Source organism: Nocardia sp. NPDC060259 (assembly GCF_042728775.1).
Classification (GTDB): domain Bacteria; phylum Actinomycetota; class Actinomycetes; order Mycobacteriales; family Mycobacteriaceae; genus Nocardia.
The window spans coordinates 1-17015 of record NZ_JBHXAY010000130.1 but is presented as its reverse complement, the minus strand read 5'-3'; the positions used below and the strand labels follow the sequence as shown (position 1 = coordinate 17015).

The window sequence follows — 17015 nt, the reverse complement described above, 5'->3', positions numbered from 1 at the left end:
CCACGGAGTCCGGGCGCTTCTCGTCGAGCTGCCTATCGACGCATGAAGATCGGCACTTCGATGTCGTCGTCATCGTCGCCGTCTTCGCGCTGATCGGGGTTGTTCACCTGGTTCATCGCCCGCTCGGTGACCCGCTGACGCTCGGACTCCCGGTACCGCTCGGTATCCCGGTAGCTCGGCGCGCTGGTGCGGCCGGTGGACACCCCGCTGGTGGCGGGTTCGGTGGCGCGTGCAGGCGCCTCGCTGCGCGCCTGGCCGACCTCGCCCGCCCGGCCGGAACCGATCGGATTGGTCCCGTTGCGCGTGGAGCTGACGTTGGTCTCGAACGACCGCCGCGACGGTCCGCCACCGTCGAAGCCCGCCGCGATCACGGTGACGCGCACCTCGTCACCGAGCGAATCGTCGATGACGGTACCGAAGATGATGTTGGCCTCGATGTGGGCCGCCTCCTGCACCAGCGAGGCCGCCTCGTTGATCTCGAACAGACCGAGATCGGAGCCGCCCGCGATGGAGAGCAGCACGCCGTGCGCGCCGTCCATCGACGCCTCGAGCAGCGGCGAATTGATCGCCGTCTCGGCCGCTTTCACCGAGCGGCCCTCGCCGCGCGCCGAGCCGATGCCCATCAGTGCCGAGCCCGCGCCCGACATGACGCTCTTGACGTCGGCGAAGTCGACATTGATCAGACCAGGGGTGGTGATCAGGTCGGTGATGCCCTGCACACCGTTGAGGAGCACCTCGTCGGCGGAGCGGAACGCGTCCATCAGGCTCACCGCCGCGTCGCCCAGCTGCAGCAGCCGGTCGTTCGGGATGACGATGAGGGTGTCGCACGACTCGCGAAGCAGGTTGATACCCACCTCGGCCTGGTTCCCACGCCGTTTGCCCTCGAAGGAGAACGGCCGGGTCACGACACCTATGGTCAGCGCGCCCAGCTTGCGGGCGATGCTCGCGACGACGGGGGCGCCACCGGTGCCGGTGCCACCACCTTCACCCGCGGTGACGAAGACCATGTCGGCGCCCTTGAGCACCTCTTCGATCTCGTCCTTGTGGTCTTCGGCGGCCTTGCGGCCGACTTCCGGGTCGGCGCCTGCGCCGAGGCCGCGAGTCAGCTCGCGGCCGACATCGAGTTTGACGTCGGCATCGCTCATCAGCAGGGCTTGGGCGTCGGTATTGACCGCGATGAACTCGACTCCCTTGAGTCCCTGTTCGATCATTCGGTTGACGGCGTTCACGCCGCCGCCGCCGATACCGACGACCTTGATCACTGCAAGGTAGTTGTGCGGGGGCGTCATGGGCTCTCGCCTTCCTTCGATCTTAAACCCTCAACCTCAACCATAGGGTTGGCGTTATGTCAAGTATCCGACTGCTGCGGAACGCTATTCGCAGCCACTGCGATCCCGGCGCAGGCGCGCCGAGACGAGAGCCAGAATCTTGTGCCACAAAGAATGTCGCTCACTTTACCGTGACCAGATTCGGACTCGACACGTCGAACACGGTCCCCTCACGGGTCAGCAGCGGCAACACGACGGCAGCTTTGCGCTCGCCGTCGCCCGTGCCGCCCCACACTACCTTCCTACCGTCACGAAGGTTCAGTGAGACGTCCGAAATCGACCGTGCGACAACCTCACCCACCTGCGCCGACAGCGCGGGCGGCAGCGTGACCAGCACATCGACAGCAGCCTTGGCCGCCGCGGGCCCCGTGAAGGAGCCCTCGGTGATCAACTTCGGCACCCCGATCGGTGACGCGGCCTCGATCGCGAATTCGACACTCTCGGCGTCGATCAGGTGCGCGCCGTCCGGTGATTCGATGTACAGCACCGGTGTTCGTTCCACCACTGTCACCAGCACGGTGGACGGGAATTTGCGCTGCACCCTGACCGACCGCACCTTCGGGATAGCGGCGACCCGCTGGGCGATCGCGGTGGTATCGATGCGCAACATCGAACGGCCGTCCGGGATTTCGAGCCGCCCGCGAACCTCCGCCTGCGATACCGCCGCCAAACCGTCGACACGCACGGTGCGCACCGACAGCACGGGCGTGAACCAGGCCAGGACGACGAGCCCCGTCACCACGAGAAGACCGACCACCGTCCAGATCCGGTAGCCGTGCCACCCGCGCGCGGCGGGCATCGGCAATCTCACCGGCCGGCCTGTTGGGGCCGCGCCCGCAGGCCGTCGAGGATCTGGCTGCCGAGCATGGTCACATCGCCCGCGCCCATGGTGATCACCACGTCGCCGGGCTGAGCCAGCGCGGCGACCTGCCTGCCCACCTTCGACATATCCGGTTGGTAGTGCACGGGACTGGTCACCGCCTGGGCCACCAGCGCGCCGTTGACGCCGGGCAGCGGCTCCTCGCGCGCGCCGTAGACATCGAGCACGACCACCTCGTCGGCCAGGCTCAGCGCGGTGCCGAACTCGGTGGCGAAGGTGGCGGTGCGGCTGTACAGATGCGGCTGGAACACCACGATCACCTGGCCGCGACGGGTGCGGGCGCCGTCGCGCGCCTCCTGGGCGACGAGCTGGGCCGCGGCCTCGAGCACGGCGCGCACCTCGGTGGGGTGGTGGGCGTAGTCGTCGAAGACACGCACGCCGTTCTCGCGGCCGGTGAACTGGAACCGGCGGTGCACGCCACCGAAACCTTCCAGTCCCTGGACGATCTCGTCGACATCGGCGCCGGTGGCCCTGGCGGCCAGCAGCGCGGCCAGCGCGTTGAGCGCCATGTGCCTGCCCGGCACCGACAGCCGCACCGTGCGCGGGGTGGTCTCCCCCGCCAGCTGGAACTCGACGATGCCGCCGACATCGCGCGGCTGCCAGTCGATCAGCCGCGCGCCGACCGTCACCGGGGCGTCGGTCAGGTCGCCGGAGCCGTAGCCGAGGACCTCGACGCCGCGCTCGGCCAGCCGGGGCGCGACGCGATGGGCCAGTGCCAGCGAGCCGGGATCGTCCAGGCACACCACCAGCAGGCCGCCGGAGGCGAGCCGGTCGGCGAAGTCGTCGAACACCTGGATGTAGGCCTCGTCGGTGCCGAAGAAGTCGAGGTGATCGGACTCGATATTGGTGACCACGGCGACGTCCGGGTCGTATTGCAGCAGTGAGCCGTCGGACTCGTCGGCCTCGGCGACGAAGATGTCGCCGCTGCCGTGGTGGGCGTTGGTGCCAGCCTCGTTGAGCTCACCGCCGACCGCGAACGACGGATCGGCGCCGCAGTGCTGCAGCGACACGATCAGCATCGAGGTGGTCGAAGTCTTGCCGTGGGTGCCCGAGACCAGCAGCGTCTTGTGCCCGCGCATCAGCGCGGCGAGCACGGTCGGGCGCAGCAGCACCGGGATGTGGCGCCGGTTCGCCTCGACCAGTTCGGGATTGGTCTTCGGGATGGCGGCGTAGGTGGTGACGACGACCGTCGGGCCGCCGGGCAGCAGGTCGAGCGCGTCGGCGTCGTGGCCGATGCGGACCTGCGCGCCGCGCGCCCGCAGCGACAGCACGCCGCGGCTCTCGCGAGCGTCGGACCCGGATACCGCGCCACCGCGCGACAACAGGATCCGGGCGATGCCGGACATGCCTGCGCCGCCGATCCCGACCATGTGCACCCGTTCGAGCTCGGGCGGCAGCCCGGTACCCGCGTCCTCACTGATCCCGCTCATCGGGCAACCTCGGTGACGATCCTGGCCACCGTGTCGGCAGCGTCGCGATGGCCTGCGCCTGCCGCGGCGCGGCTCATCTCGGCGAGTCGAGCAGGGTCGAGCAGCAGCGGAATCACCTCATCGATCACGTATTTCGGGGTCAGGTCGGCGTCGGCGACAATTCTGCCACCTCCCTGGGCAACCACGGGCCTGGCATTGAACTCCTGCTCGCCGTTGCCGTGCGGCAGCGGCACGTAGAACGCGGGCAGCCCGACCGCCGACACCTCGGCCACGGTCATCGCGCCGGAGCGGCACACCACCGCGTCGGCGGCCGCGTAGGCCAGGTCCATCCGGGACAGGTACGGCACCGCGACGTAGGGCGCGTCCGCGTCGGCGGTGCTCACCTCGACGCTGTTCTTGGGTCCGTGCGCGTGCAGCACCGAGATCCCGGCGGCGGCCAGCTGCGGCGCGGCGCCGGAGACGGCCTCGTTGAGACTGCGCGCGCCCTGTGAACCGCCGAACACCAACAGGACCGGGCCCTCGGCGGGCAGGCCGAAGTGGGCGCGGGCCTGCGCGCGCAGTGCCGGACGGTCCAGTCCGGTGATGGAGTCACGGACCGGGATCCCGACGACCTGCGCGTTCGCCAGTCCGGAATCGGGAACGGCGGCAAGCACCTTCGCGGCCAGCCTGGCGCCGACCTTGTTCGCGATACCCGCCTTGGCGTTGGCCTCGTGCACCACGACCGGAACGGCGCGCTTGCGGCCGAACAGTCCGCCGCGCGCGGCGAGGTAGGCGGGCAGGGCGACGTACCCGCCGAAGCCGATGATCACGTCGGCCTGCACCTCGTCGATGACAGCCCTGGTCCGCTTCACCGAGGCGCGCACCCGGCCGGGCAGGCGCAGCAGGTCGGCCGACGGCTTGCGCGGCAACGGCACCGGCGGGATCAGCTCGAGCGGGTACCCGCGTTCGGGGACGAGCTTGGTCTCGAGACCGCGCTCGGTCCCCAGGGCGGTCACCCGGATCGAATCGTCGAGCTTGCGCAGCGCGTCGGCGACGGCCAACGCGGGTTCGATATGGCCGGCCGTGCCGCCGCCTGCGACGATCACCGACAACCCGGTGCGCGGGTGACTCACCTGGATCTACCTCGTTCTTTCGCGTGTGGCATCGGATAGGTCGGTTCCCATGCTCTGGTCGACCGTAGCGAATTGGTGCCGCGGCTCTGCGGCGTGCGTCGCCTGCGCTCGGCGGGCGGCTGACGGCGGGGCGCCTGGCGTGGGCGTTCGGCTTTGCCGCGCGCGGCGGACTTGCGCGGCGTATCGGCCCTGGCCGGGGTGTACACCTCGGGAATCGGCAGGCGCAGCAGCCGGCTGAGCCTGCCGTCCTGGCCTGCCTGCAACGCCGACACCGCTTCCGGTTCGTGCCGGGCGGCGCTGGCGATGATGCCGAACATGAACAGCGTGATGGCCAGCGACGAACCACCCGCCGACACCAGCGGCAGCTGCAGTCCGGTCACCGGGAGCAACCCGACGACATAGCCGATGTTGATCAGCGCCTGCGCGGTGATCCAGGTGGTGGCGGTGGCGGTGAGCAGGCGCAGGAACGGGTCGACGGAGCGCAGCGCGATCCGGATCCCGGCGTAGACGAACATCGCCAGCAGCGCCAGCACCGCCATACATCCCAGGAAGCCGAGTTCCTCGCCGATGATGGCGAAGATGAAGTCGTTGTGGGAGTTGGGCAGGTAGCTCCACTTGGCGCGGCTCTGCCCGAGCCCGCGGCCGAGAATGCCGCCGTCGGCGAGGGAGTACTTGGCTTGGCGCGCCTGATAATTGACGCCCTGCGGGTCGTCACCGGGGTTGAAGAACGCGCGCACCCGGTCGGAGCGATAGCCGGCCGACAGCGCCAGCACCGACGCGACGACCACCCCGCTGACCATGATCCCGACGAACAACCGCACCGGCAGCCCGCCGAACCACAGCAGCGCCATCAGCACGACGCCCAGCGCGATCGTGGTCGACAGGTTCGGTTCGAGCACCACCAGCAGGCACACCAGCAGCCCGGCGGGCACCAGCGGCACAAGGATGTCCTTGAGGTGGGCGCCGCGCCGCGAGGCCAGCAGATGCGCACCCCACACCACCAGCGTCACCTTGACGACCTCGGACGGCTGGATGGACAGCGGGCCGATGTCGAACCAGCGCCGGGCGCCACCGTGGACGGCGCCGATGCCGGGGATCAGCACCAGCACCAGCGCCAGCACCGAGATGCTGAAGATCGGGAACGACCACTGCCGCAGCAACCGCAGCGGCAGCCGCAGCGCGATGTAGAACGCGACGGCGCCCAGGGCGGCGAACATGGCCTGCTGGATGAACAGCGAGTAGGCCGACCCACCGCCTGCGTAGGCCTCGACACTCGACGCCGACAGCACCATGACCAGGCCGAGCACAGTGAGCAGGGTCGCGATGGTGACGATCAGATGAAAGGACGCGAGCGGACGGGCCAACCAGGCGCCGAAGCGCTCCCCCGCCCATCCCGGCTGTGTCGAACTCCGTCTGCCCCGGCGCCCTACGTGGTTACGCAAGCTGCCTCCTCCGGGCGCTGACGGGTCAGCCGGGCGCGTCTGTGTCATAGCGCCCGCCCGATGTCACCGTCTTCCAGTGCCGTGACCGCGTCCACGAAGCAGCGTCCGCGGTGGGTGTAGTCGTCGTACATGTCCAGGGAGGCACCAGCGGGAGCGAGCAACACGGTGTCTCCGGCGCGGGCCAGGCCCGCCGCCGCGCGGACCGCGCGGCCCATGACCGCCTCGGCACGCTGGGATCTCGACGACTCCATGTCTGCATCGTCTCCCGCATCCAGCTCGATGACCGGGACTTCGGGTGCGTGTCGCGCCAATGCGGCGGCGATCACCGGCGCGTCGGCCCCGAACAGGACCGCGCCGACCAGCCGGTCGCCCACTTCCTCGATGAGGTCGTCGACGCTCGCGCCCTTGAGCAGACCGCCCGCCACCCACACCACGTGCGGGTACGCCATGATCGCGGCGCGTGCGGCGTGCGGGTTGGTGGCCTTGGAGTCGTCGATGAACTCGACACCGCCCAGTTCACGCACGAACGCGGTGCGGTGCGGTCCCACCTTGTGCTCGGCGAGGCCTTCCTTGACGAACTGCGGCGCCACGTCGATCGCCCTGGTCAGCGCGGAGGCGGCGAGGGCATCGGCGATGCCTGCCGGGCCCTGCGGGCTGATGTCGGAGGTCTCGGCGAGAATCGCGGCCTTGGTGAACGCGCGATCGAGCAGCTTGCCGTCGACCACGCCCAGCTCGCCGTCGGCGGGCACGCCGATCCGGAAGCCGACCGTGCGCCGCGCCTTGGCCTTGCGGGCCAGCGAGCCCGCGACCGGATCGTCGAGGCCGACGACACCGACCCGGCCGGTCAGCGCACGGGCCTTGGCGGCGGCGTAGGCGTCGAGGCCGCCGTGCCAGTCGAGGTGGTCCTCGGCGACATTGAGCACCACGCCCGCCTCCGGGCGCACCGACGGCGCCCAGTGCAGCTGGAACGAGGAGAGCTCGACGGCGAGCACCTGCGGGCCGGGGTTGCGGCGCAGCGCGTCCAGGATGGGCAGGCCGATATTGCCGCAGGCCACGCTGGCGATGCCCGCGGCGCGCAGGATCGAGTGCGTCATCTGGGTGGTGGTGGTCTTGCCGTTGGTGCCGGTGATCACCAGCCACTTGCGGACCGGACCGTAGATCCTGGCCTGATCGACCCACCAGGCGAACTCGACGTCACCCCAGACCGGGATGCCCTCGGTGACGGCGGAGACCAGCACCGGCGAGTCCGGCCGCCAGCCCGGGCTGGTGATGACCAGCGCGAACCGGCTCAGGTCGGCACGTTCCAGCTCGACGCTGGTGGCGACCTCCAGACCCAGTTCGGCGGCCTCGGCCAGTGCCTTGGCGCCGGAGTCGGTGACCACCGGGTGCGCGCCGATATCGCGCAGCGGTTCGATCAGCGAGCGTCCGGAGACGCCCCAGCCCGCGACGAGAACGTCACGGCCACGCAGGAATTCGAGCATGGGGCCCGGCGAGCGGAGGGCACGGGGAGAGTGTTCGACCATGTTCGTCCTCACCCGACCTGCGAGAGATATTCGCTGTAGAACAGCCCGAGACCCACGGCGGCGGCGATGCCGGCCAGGATCCAGAATCTGATGATCACCGTGGTTTCGGCCCACTTGCTCAATTCGAAGTGGTGATGGAACGGCGCCATCTTGAACAACCGGTTGCGGGTGGTGCGGTACACCGCCACCTGCAGCACCACCGACGCCGCCTCGGCGACGAACAGCGCGCCGATGACGACCATCAGCAGCTCGGTGCGGGTGGTGATGGACAGCCCGGCGAGCATGCCGCCCAGCGCCAGCGACCCGGTGTCACCCATGAAGATCTTGGCCGGCGCGGCGTTCCACCACAGGAAGCCGATGCACGCGGCGGCCGCGGCGGCGCACACCAATGCCAGGTCCAGCGGGTCGCGCACGTTGTAGCAGCCCGCTTCGGGCGCGGTGGAGCAGGCGTTGCGGTACTGCCAGAACGTGATGATCACGTAAGCGCCCAGCACCAGGCTCATCGAACCGGCGGCCAGACCGTCCAGACCGTCGGTCAGGTTGACCGCGTTGGACCAGGCCACCACGAGCAGGCAGACCAGGATGACGAACACGATCGCACCCAGCGACACCGTCGAGATGTCCCGCACATAGGAGATGTGCTTGCTGCCCGGGGTGAGCCCGCTCTCGCCGCGGAACTGGAGCACCAGCACGGCGAAGATGACGGCGGCACCGATCTGGCCGATGTACTTGCCCGCCGCCGACAACCCGAGGTTGCGCTGTTTGCGCAGCTTGATGAAGTCGTCGAGGAAACCGACGACGCCCAGCGCGGTGGTGAGCCCGAGCACGAGCATGCCCGAAGCCGTCGGGCCCTCGGCGTCGTAGCCGATGCCGATCAGATGCGAGCCGAGGTAACCGGCCCACATGCCGATCAGGATGGCGACGCCACCCATGGTCGGGGTGCCGCGCTTGGCCTGGTGGCTGGCCGGGCCGTCGACCCGGATCTCCTGGCCGAAGCCCTGTCTGGCGAAGACCCGGATCAGCAACGGCGTCAACAGGATCGACACCGCCAGTGCGATCCCCGCCGCGAACAAAATCTGCCTCACGACTGCGCCTCGCTGACGCTCGGCTCCGTCGTAAGGCCGATGGCCGCTGTGTTCATGACTCGTTCGCTACGCTCACTCATTGAGCCGTGTTACCTTCCCCTGCCCTGGTCAGGTGCTCGGCGACGGCCCACAGGCCGACCGCCTTCGACGCCTTGACCAGTACCACATCGCCGGTGGCGATCTCGTCGTCGAGCAGCGCGATCGCCGCGTCGATATCGGGTACGAGGACCGACTCCTCGCCCCATGAGCCTTCCATCACCGCACCCTGGTGCATCCCCCGGGATGGCCGTCCGGTGCCGACCACGATCAACCGGTCGACATCCAGGCGTACCGCCAGGCGTCCGATCGCGTCGTGTTCGATCACCGAGTCGTCCCCGAGTTCGCCCATCTCGCCGAGCACGGCCCAGCTGCGGCGCGGCTCGTCGCCCGCCTTGGCCAGGGTGACCAGCGCTTTGAGCGCGGCCCGCACCGAATCGGGATTGGCGTTGTAGGAGTCGTTGATGACGGTGACCCCGTCGGCCGTGGTGCGCACGTCCATCCGGCGCGCCGAGGCGGCGCCCGCGCCCGCCAGCGCCTGCGCGATCGTCGCCAGGTCGGCGCCGCATTCCAGTGCGACGGCGGCCGCGGCCAGCGCGTTGCCGACGTGGTGCTCGCCGTGCACGGCGAGCCGCACCGGCACGGACTGCCCGCCCGCGTGCAGGGTGAACCGGGCGCGGGCCTGCTCGTCGGTGACCACGTCGGTGGCGCGCACGTCGGCGTCACCGGACAGGCCGACCTTCACCACGCGGGCCTCGGTCCGCGACGCCATGGCGGCGACATTCGGGTCGTCGGCGTTGAGCACGGCGAGCCCGTCGGCGGGCAGCGCTTCGACCAGTTCGCCCTTGGTCTTGGCGATCGCCTCCCGACTGCCGAACTCACCCAGGTGCGCGGTGCCGACATTGAGCACGACGCCGATGCGCGGCGGCGCGATGCGGGCCAGCGCGGCGATGTGGCCGGGGCCGCGGGCCGAGAGCTCGAGCGCGAGGAACTTGGTGTCCAGGCCGGCGCGCAACGCGGTCCACGGGTGACCGAGTTCGTTGTTGAACGAGCCCGGCGGCGCGACGACCGGACCCAGCGGCGCCAGCACGGCGGCCAGCAGGTCCTTGGTCGAGGTCTTGCCGGAGGACCCGGTGACGCCGACGACGGTGAGTCCGGTGCGTTCAGCGAGCCGCTGGGTGCTCGCCCTGGCCAGCTCGGCCAGCGCAGCCAGCACGGCGGCGCCGGAGCCGTCGTCGTCGTTGCTCAGCGCGACCGAGGTCGCCGGCACCGAGCCGCGGTCGGGCGCGACGACGATCGCGGGCACGCCGACCGGCCGCGCCGCCAGCACGGCGACCGCGCCCGCGGCGACCGCGGCGGCGGCGTAGTCGTGTCCGTCGGAGTTGGCGCCCGGCAGCGCGAGGAACAGATCGCCGGAACCGATTCGGCGCGAATCGAATTCGACCGAACCGGTCACCAGTGCCTGAGGGTCGGGTACGTCGTGCAGCTCGCCGCCGACGACGTCCGCGATCTCCCGCAGTGTCATCTCGATCATGAAACCGTCAAGTCCTCCGAGTCCGTCTGCGGACTGTGTCGTGTCTGCAGGGCTTCCAGCGCCGCCGCGACCACCTCGCGGTCGTCGAAGGGATGCTTGACGCCCTGGATCTCCTGACCCGCCTCGTGGCCCTTGCCCGCGATGAGCACCACGTCGCCGGAAAGCGCCCAGGCGATGGCAGCGGCGATGGCCGCCGCGCGGTCACCGATCTCGCGGATCTCGCCGCGGTCGGTGGCCGGGAGTTCGTGCGCACCGGCCACCACGGCGGCCCTGATGGCCGCCGGGTCCTCGGTGCGGGGATTGTCGTCGGTGACGATCAGCAGGTCGGCACCGCGTGCCGCCGCCGCACCCATCAGCGGGCGCTTGGCCGCGTCGCGGTCGCCACCGGCGCCGACGACGACGGCCAGCCTGCCGTGCCCAGCCTCGGTGAGGTGACCGCGCAGGGTGGCGACGACCGATTCGACCGCGGCGGGCTTGTGCGCGTAGTCGACGACGGCGAGGAAGTCCTGGCCGCGCTCGACCCGCTGCATCCGGCCCGGCACGTCGACGGTGGCCAGCGCGGGCGCGGCCACTGCCGGATCGACCCCGGCGGCCGCGCAGGTCGCGACGGCGAGCAGCGCGTTGGCGACGTTGTAGCGGCCGGGCAGCCGCAGCCGCACGGTGAGCTCGCCGTCGGGTCCGGCCGCGGTGAACTCCTGCGCACCACCGGTGGCCTGCACGTCACCGGCGACCTGCCAGGTGGCCTGGCCGACGGTCGACACCGTGATCGGCGCGGTCAGCTCACCGGCGAGGCGCGTGCCCCACTCGTCGTCGACACAGATCACCGCGGTGCGCGCGGCGATCGGCGAATCCGCTTCGAAGAGTTTGCGTTTCGCGGCGAAGTAGTCCTCGAAGTCGGCGTGGAAGTCGAGGTGGTCCTGCGACAGATTGGTGAACGCGCCGACCGCGAACCGCACGCCGTCGACCCGGCCGAGCGCCAGCGCGTGGCTGGAGACCTCCATCACGACCGCCTGCACGCCCTGCTCGACCATCGCGGCGAACATCGCGTGCAGCTGCGGCGCCTCGGGCGTGGTGAGCGCGCTGGGCACCCGCCTGCCGCCGATGCGGGTCTCGATGGTGCCGATCAGGCCGGTGGACAGGCCCGCCGCGGCGAGACCCGCTTCCACCAGGTACGAGGTGGTGGTCTTGCCGGAGGTACCGGTGATGCCGACGATGCGCAGCCGGTCGCTCGGGTGGCCGTAGATCTCGGCGGAGAGTTCACCGAGGACGGCGCGCGGCTGCTCGCGCACGAGGACGGGCACGGCCACGTCGCCGATCAGGGCGGCACCCGCGGCATCGGTGTACACCGCCACCGCGCCGCGATCGATCGCGTCGGCGGCGAACCGCGCTCCGTGGGAATTGGCGCCGGGCAGGGCGGCGAACAGGTCACCGGAGCGCACGGCGCTGGACCGTTGCTCGATGCCGGTGATGGTCGTTTCGGTGGTCACCGGAGTCGCCATCTTGGCGCCGGTGAGGTCCAGCAGGGCCTGCAGCGACGTCGACGGCGGCGTGTTCGGCCGGAGCGCGTGCGGGCTGGACTGCGCGGGCACAAGGCTCCTCTCTGAGAGTGATCGAGCGCGTGGGCGAGACGAGCAGTCAGGTTACCGACGCGCGGTGTCGGACGGACAACGCGGGTTGTGCCAAGGCGAAGAGTTAGAGCCCGGCCTCCAGCACCAGCCGCTTGGGCTCCGGCGAGGGTGGCACCCGGTCGCGCTGCAACGCCCAGGAGGCGATGGTGTGGAACAGCGGCGCGGCCGACCCGCCACCAGTGCCGTCGGAGCTGCGGACCGGCGCGTCGAGCATCATGCCGATCACGTAGCGGGGGTTGTCGGCGGGCGCCATCCCGGCGAAGGTGATGTAGAACGACGAGGTCGAATAGCACCGGCAGCCCGGGTCCACCTTCTGCGCGGTGCCGGTCTTGCCCGCCACCTGGTAGCCCTCGATCGCGGCCTGCACGCCCGTGCCCATCTGGTAGCCCATCGGGTCCTTCTGCACCGTCGCCTGGAAGATGGTGCGCAGCGTGCTCGCGGTCTGCGGGCTCACCACGCGCACGCCGTCGGGCTGCAGTTCCTCGGTGCGGGTGCCGTCGGGGGCGATCCTGGCCTTGACGATGCGCGGCGGTATGCGCAGACCGTCGTTGGCGATGGCCTGGTACATGCCGGTCATCTGCAGCGTCGTCATCGAAAGACCCTGGCCGATGGGCAGGTTCGCGAAGGTACCGCCGGACCACTGGTCACGCGCGGGCACCTGGCCAGGGCTCTCCCCCGGCAGGCCGATCCCGGTGCGCTTGCCGAGGCCGAAGCGGTCGACCATGTCGGCGAAGCGGTCCTCGCCCACCCGCTGCGCGAGCATGAGAGTGCCCACGTTGGAGGACTTCCCGAAGATGCCGGTGGTCGTGTACGGCGCGGTGCCGTGCTGCCACGCGTCGTTGACGGTGACGCCCGACATCCGGATCGAGCCGGGCACCTGCAGTACCTCGTCGGGGGTGGTCAGGCCGTATTCGATGGCGGCCGCGGCGGTGACGATCTTGTTCACCGAGCCGGGCTCGAACGGTTCGGCGACCGACGGGTTGCTCATGTCGGCCGAGGCCCAATGCTGTGGTCCCAGTGCGGGATTGAAGGTGTTGTCGTTGGCCATGGCCAGCACCTGACCGGTCTTGGCGTCGAGCACCACCGCCGAGGCCGAGGACGCGCCGGACAGCTGTTTGGCCTGCTGTACCTGCTGCTGGACGAAATACTGCATGTCCTCGTCGAGCGTCAGTTCCACACCGTAGCCGTTGACCGCGGGCTGCTGGTCGCGGTAGCTGCCCGGGATCACCGCGCCGTCGGAGCCGCGGTCGTAGGTGCGTGAACCGTCGGTGCCCGCGAGCACCGAGTCCAGCGCCGATTCCAGGCCGATCTGGCCGTGCCCGTCCCAGCCGGTCGCGCCGACGACATTGGCCGCCAGCGCCCCACCGGGGTATTCGCGCAGGTCCTGGCGTTCCTGGCCGACCTCGGGGTACTTGGCGATGATCTCCGAGGCCACCCGTGGATCGACATTGCGCGCGAGGTAGGTGAAGGTCTTGTCGCTGCGCAGTTTGTCCAGCAGCTCTTCTTCCTTGGGCGCTGCCGCGCCGAGCTTGTCGTGGACGAACTTCGCGATGTCCTTCAGCCGCTGCTCCGGATCGGGCGCGCTCGACTTGGCCTTCTTGGCGTCGGCCAGCTGCTGACGCACCCGGACCGGCTGGAAGGTCAGCGCTTTCGCGGTGATGGTGAACGCGAGCCGGTTGCCGTTGCGGTCGGTGATCGGGCCGCGCACGGCGGCCTCGGTCTCCTTGGTGGTGCGCTGCGACGCCGCCTGCGCCGAGAGCGCGGGCGCGGCGATGCTCTGGATGTAGAGCAGCTGCAACGCCACCACCGCCAGCGTGGCCAGCAGGGTGACCCGGCCGACGCCGAGGCGCAACCGGATCGGCCGGTCCGGCGAGAGCGAGCCCGATCGGCGGGCCCTCGACGAGACCGGCCCGCGTCGCCGTGGCGACGCGGGCCCGCTCTGCCTCATCGACCGCCCTCCGGGGCGACGATCTGCGGCGCCTCACTCGGTGGCCGGGCCGCGGGACTCGGTAGCCCGGCCGCGACTCCTGGTGCGGGCGGCGGCGTGTCGGCCTGCGCGCCCTGCTCGGCGGGGGCGGTGACGTCGACCCGGTCGGGCACGGTCACCGGCGCGGGGGCGGCCTGCGCGGGCGCTTGGCCGTCCACCGGCGCTCGACCGGCCGCGGGTGCCATCGGCGCCGGAGCTTGGCCGTCCGCGGGAGCGAGCGGCGCGGGAGCTTGACCGTCCGCGGCCTGATCGGGCGCTACCGCTTCGACCGGAGCCGGGGCGAGCGGCGCGGGCGCCGGTGCCGCCGCGGGCTGGGGCGAGACCGCGGGCGCCTGAGCCGGAGCGCCTGCGGCGGGACCCGATGCGGGGGCACCACCTTGGCCGGCGGGCGCGGCGAGGGCATTCCCCGGCCCTGCCGGACTCGGGAGCGTGGCGCCCGGCTGCACCGGAACCACCCGCTCACCCTGTGCCTGCACGTGTCCAGGGGGCGGACCGCTTGGCGTCGTGGTCGGCGGACTGTTCAGCGGCGGCGCCGGCGCGCCCTGCGCGGGCGTCGGCGTGCCGATGACGGTGACCTCCCCACCGGGACCGAGCACCAGGCGGGCCGGGTCCTTGGCGGGGATCATGCCCAGTTCTCTGGCTCGCGCCGCCAATTCGGGGGCGGAGTCGGCGGCGGCGACCTCGCGCTGCAGCGCGGCCCGCTCGTCGGCGAGTTTGCGGTTGACCGCCCTGGCGTCGCCGAGCTGGTAGCTGTCCTCGGCGGCGCGGGTGGTCAGCAACAGGGTGAGGGCGAGGCCGCAGCCGAGCAGTCCGATGATGGCGGTGACGAACGGGATCCGCCCGGCCATCGTGGATGCCCGTTCGGGCAGCTCGATGCCGTCGAGCAGTTGCTCCCTGGTGCGCTTGCGCGCGTAGGCCCGCTGTGCGGCACCGGACTTCACCCGATCGGCCGCCTCGACGCGACGGGCCGTACGCCCCGGCACTGCGACGGTGCTCGTCCGCACGCTCATCGTGTCCCCTCCTGTGTCCTCCCTGACCTCTCCGCGATCCGTTCGGCCGCGCGCATCCGCACCGGCGCTGATCGCGGGTTGACCTCGATCTCGGACTCGGTCGCTTTCTCCGCACCCCGGGTCAGCATCCGGAATTCCGGTCCCATGCCGGGCAGTTCGACCGGCAGGTCCATCGGTGATCTGGACACGATGCGTGGCGCGAACTCCTGCTTGACCAGCCTGTCCTCCAGCGACTGGTACGACATGACGCAGATCCGCCCGCCGACGCGCAGCGAATCCAGGGCCGCGGGCAGCGCGGCGCGCAGCGAGTCGAGCTCGCCGTTGACCTCCACCCGCAGGGCTTGGAACGTGCGCTTGGCCGGATGACCACCGGTGCGCCGCGCCGCGGCCGGGATGGTGTCGTAGAGCAGCTCGACCAGCTCGGCGCTGGTGGTGAACGGCTTGACCGCGCGCCTGCGCAGCACCTCGGAGGCGATCTTGCCCGCGAACCGTTCGTCGCCATAGGTTTTCAGCACCCTGGCCAGGTCGCCGTGGCTGTAGGTGTTGAGCACGTCGGCGGCGGTCGGGCCGGTGGTCGGGTCCATCCGCATGTCCAGCGGGGCGTCGACGGAGTAGGCGAAACCGCGATCGGCCTCGTCGAGCTGCATCGACGACACCCCGAGGTCCATCAGAATCGCTGACACGGAACCGATCTCGGGCAGCCCGGCCTCGCTCAGCGCGTCGGCGATCCCGTCGTAGCGGGTGTGCACGAGGGTGATCCGGTCGGCGTAGGGCGCGAGCCGCTCGCCTGCCAGTTTCAGCGCGGTGGTGTCACGGTCGAGCCCGACCAGGTGCGCGTTCGGATAGGTGCGCAGGAAATGTTCGGCGTGCCCGCCCAGGCCGAGGGTCGCGTCGATGTAGACCGCGCCCGGTTCGCTCAGCGCGGGGCCGAGCAGTTCGTCGGCGCGTTGGAGCAGGACCGGCACATGACGGGGGTTCTCGGTGTCATGGTTCACCTCGACCTCCCGGGATACTGCCTCGCGTCGCAGACGGGTCGCCTTGCCACACAGTGCTTTTCGAATGAGATTGCGGTCTGAATGAAGCTGCTCCACCGCCCTTGCGATGGAACCGGCGAATGCGTCGAGGTCTCTGACCGAGGCGCGGCACCTGGCGTCGGGGAAGTACGTCAGGGTCCACGCCCGGGCAGAGGCCTCGCAGCACTCGCGTGCTCCGGGCTAGAAGATCCCGCCCAGCGACTCGTCTCTGGCTTGCGCGTAGTCCTCCTCGTGCTCGGCGAGGTAGGACTCCCACGCCTGCTTGTCCCATATCTCGAGGAAGTCGACGGAACCGATCACCACGCAATCGCGCGTGAGATTCGCATAGCGTCGATGGTCCGGCGACAGCGTGATCCGGCCCTGTGCATCCGGACGTTGCTCGTCGGTGCCCGCCGCCAGCGCTCGGACGAAAGCCCTTGCCTGCGGGTTGCTTCGAGACGCTGCCGCGGCCCGCCGCGCGAGCGCGGTGAACTCGTCTTTCGGATACACGGCCAGGCTGTGGTCTTGACCTTTCGTGACCATCAACCCTCCCGCCAGATCGTCTCGGAACTTCGCAGGCAACGTCAGTCGCCCTTTGTCGTCCAATCGGGGGGTGTAGGTACCGAGAAACATCTCGGCCACCTCCCTACTGGATCACCTCGCCGTACGGCCTCTCCTGTAGTGCGCGACCCACATTACCCCACTTTCCCCCACTTTCAATCGAAACCCCGGGTGATCCTGCTCCCCGCCAACGCAATTCCGCAGGTCATGTCAGCTATCACCGAGATTCGGGGTTATCGCGTGTTCGGGCAACCCGCGCGGGTCGGCAACCTGCGGTTCCGACAACGTTCAGCAAACATCGCAGGTGCGACCGGCATCGGCGCGCGCCGGACGCCCGCGCGGGGGCAGGGTGGGGAACGGTGGGGAAGGTGGGGGAACCACCCTGAACACAGGTCCGACGGGCGGCCGGACCCTGCGGGTCGCCTCGTACGGGCCGCTTGTGGGGG

General features: G+C 70.4%; 13 protein-coding genes. All 13 read right to left on the bottom strand.

Annotated features, from left to right (window positions below; translation table 11 throughout):
* Positions 1–32 precede the first annotated feature (32 nt).
* Positions 33–1289 carry a cell division protein FtsZ gene (gene ftsZ, locus ACFWF2_RS30275; RefSeq protein WP_379310882.1) on the bottom strand — a complete coding sequence of 419 codons (1257 nt, stop codon included), beginning with the start codon at positions 1287–1289 and terminating at the stop codon, positions 33–35.
* Between the two features lie 160 nt (positions 1290–1449).
* Positions 1450–2127, bottom strand: coding sequence for a cell division protein FtsQ/DivIB (locus ACFWF2_RS30270; protein WP_379310881.1), 678 nt, complete (start codon positions 2125–2127; stop codon positions 1450–1452).
* An 8-nt stretch (positions 2128–2135) separates the two neighbouring features.
* Positions 2136–3638 carry a UDP-N-acetylmuramate--L-alanine ligase gene (gene murC / locus ACFWF2_RS30265; protein ID WP_379310880.1) on the bottom strand — a complete coding sequence of 501 codons (1503 nt, stop codon included), beginning with the start codon at positions 3636–3638 and terminating at the stop codon, positions 2136–2138.
* On the bottom strand, positions 3635–4750 hold the full coding sequence (gene murG / locus ACFWF2_RS30260; protein ID WP_379310879.1) for an undecaprenyldiphospho-muramoylpentapeptide beta-N-acetylglucosaminyltransferase: 1116 nt from the start codon (positions 4748–4750) through the stop codon (positions 3635–3637). Before murG ends, murC begins: the two co-directional genes overlap by 4 nt.
* On the bottom strand, positions 4747–6240 hold the full coding sequence (ftsW, locus tag ACFWF2_RS30255; RefSeq protein WP_379310878.1) for a putative lipid II flippase FtsW: 1494 nt from the start codon (positions 6238–6240) through the stop codon (positions 4747–4749). The genes murG and ftsW overlap by 4 nt, the downstream gene beginning before the upstream one ends.
* A complete protein-coding gene (murD, locus tag ACFWF2_RS30250; protein WP_379310883.1) occupies positions 6237–7673 on the bottom strand; it encodes a UDP-N-acetylmuramoyl-L-alanine--D-glutamate ligase in 1437 nt (478 codons plus the stop codon). The genes ftsW and murD overlap by 4 nt, the downstream gene beginning before the upstream one ends.
* 50 nt (positions 7674–7723) lie before the next feature.
* The gene (gene mraY, locus ACFWF2_RS30245) at positions 7724–8800 is read right to left on the bottom strand and encodes a phospho-N-acetylmuramoyl-pentapeptide-transferase (RefSeq protein ID WP_378847208.1); all 1077 of its coding nucleotides are present in this window, start codon (positions 8798–8800) and stop codon (positions 7724–7726) included.
* Positions 8801–8876: 76 nt separating this feature from the next.
* The gene (gene murF, locus ACFWF2_RS30240) at positions 8877–10370 is read right to left on the bottom strand and encodes a UDP-N-acetylmuramoyl-tripeptide--D-alanyl-D-alanine ligase (protein WP_379310877.1); all 1494 of its coding nucleotides are present in this window, start codon (positions 10368–10370) and stop codon (positions 8877–8879) included.
* Complete coding sequence (locus ACFWF2_RS30235; RefSeq protein WP_379310876.1) at positions 10367–11959, bottom strand: UDP-N-acetylmuramoyl-L-alanyl-D-glutamate--2,6-diaminopimelate ligase; 1593 nt, start codon at positions 11957–11959, stop codon at positions 10367–10369. The genes murF and ACFWF2_RS30235 overlap by 4 nt, the downstream gene beginning before the upstream one ends.
* Before the next feature lie 103 nt (positions 11960–12062).
* On the bottom strand, positions 12063–13946 hold the full coding sequence (locus ACFWF2_RS30230) for a peptidoglycan D,D-transpeptidase FtsI family protein (protein WP_379310875.1): 1884 nt from the start codon (positions 13944–13946) through the stop codon (positions 12063–12065).
* Positions 13943–14995, bottom strand: a complete 1053-nt coding sequence (locus ACFWF2_RS30225) for a hypothetical protein (RefSeq protein WP_379310874.1) — start codon at positions 14993–14995, stop codon at positions 13943–13945. Before ACFWF2_RS30225 ends, ACFWF2_RS30230 begins: the two co-directional genes overlap by 4 nt.
* Complete coding sequence (gene rsmH / locus ACFWF2_RS30220) at positions 14992–15990, bottom strand: 16S rRNA (cytosine(1402)-N(4))-methyltransferase RsmH (RefSeq protein ID WP_379089330.1); 999 nt, start codon at positions 15988–15990, stop codon at positions 14992–14994. Before rsmH ends, ACFWF2_RS30225 begins: the two co-directional genes overlap by 4 nt.
* Before the next feature lie 219 nt (positions 15991–16209).
* Entirely contained in the window at positions 16210–16641 is a 432-nt protein-coding gene (gene mraZ / locus ACFWF2_RS30215) for a division/cell wall cluster transcriptional repressor MraZ (protein WP_189033740.1), read from the bottom strand.
* Positions 16642–17015: the final 374 nt, after the last annotated feature.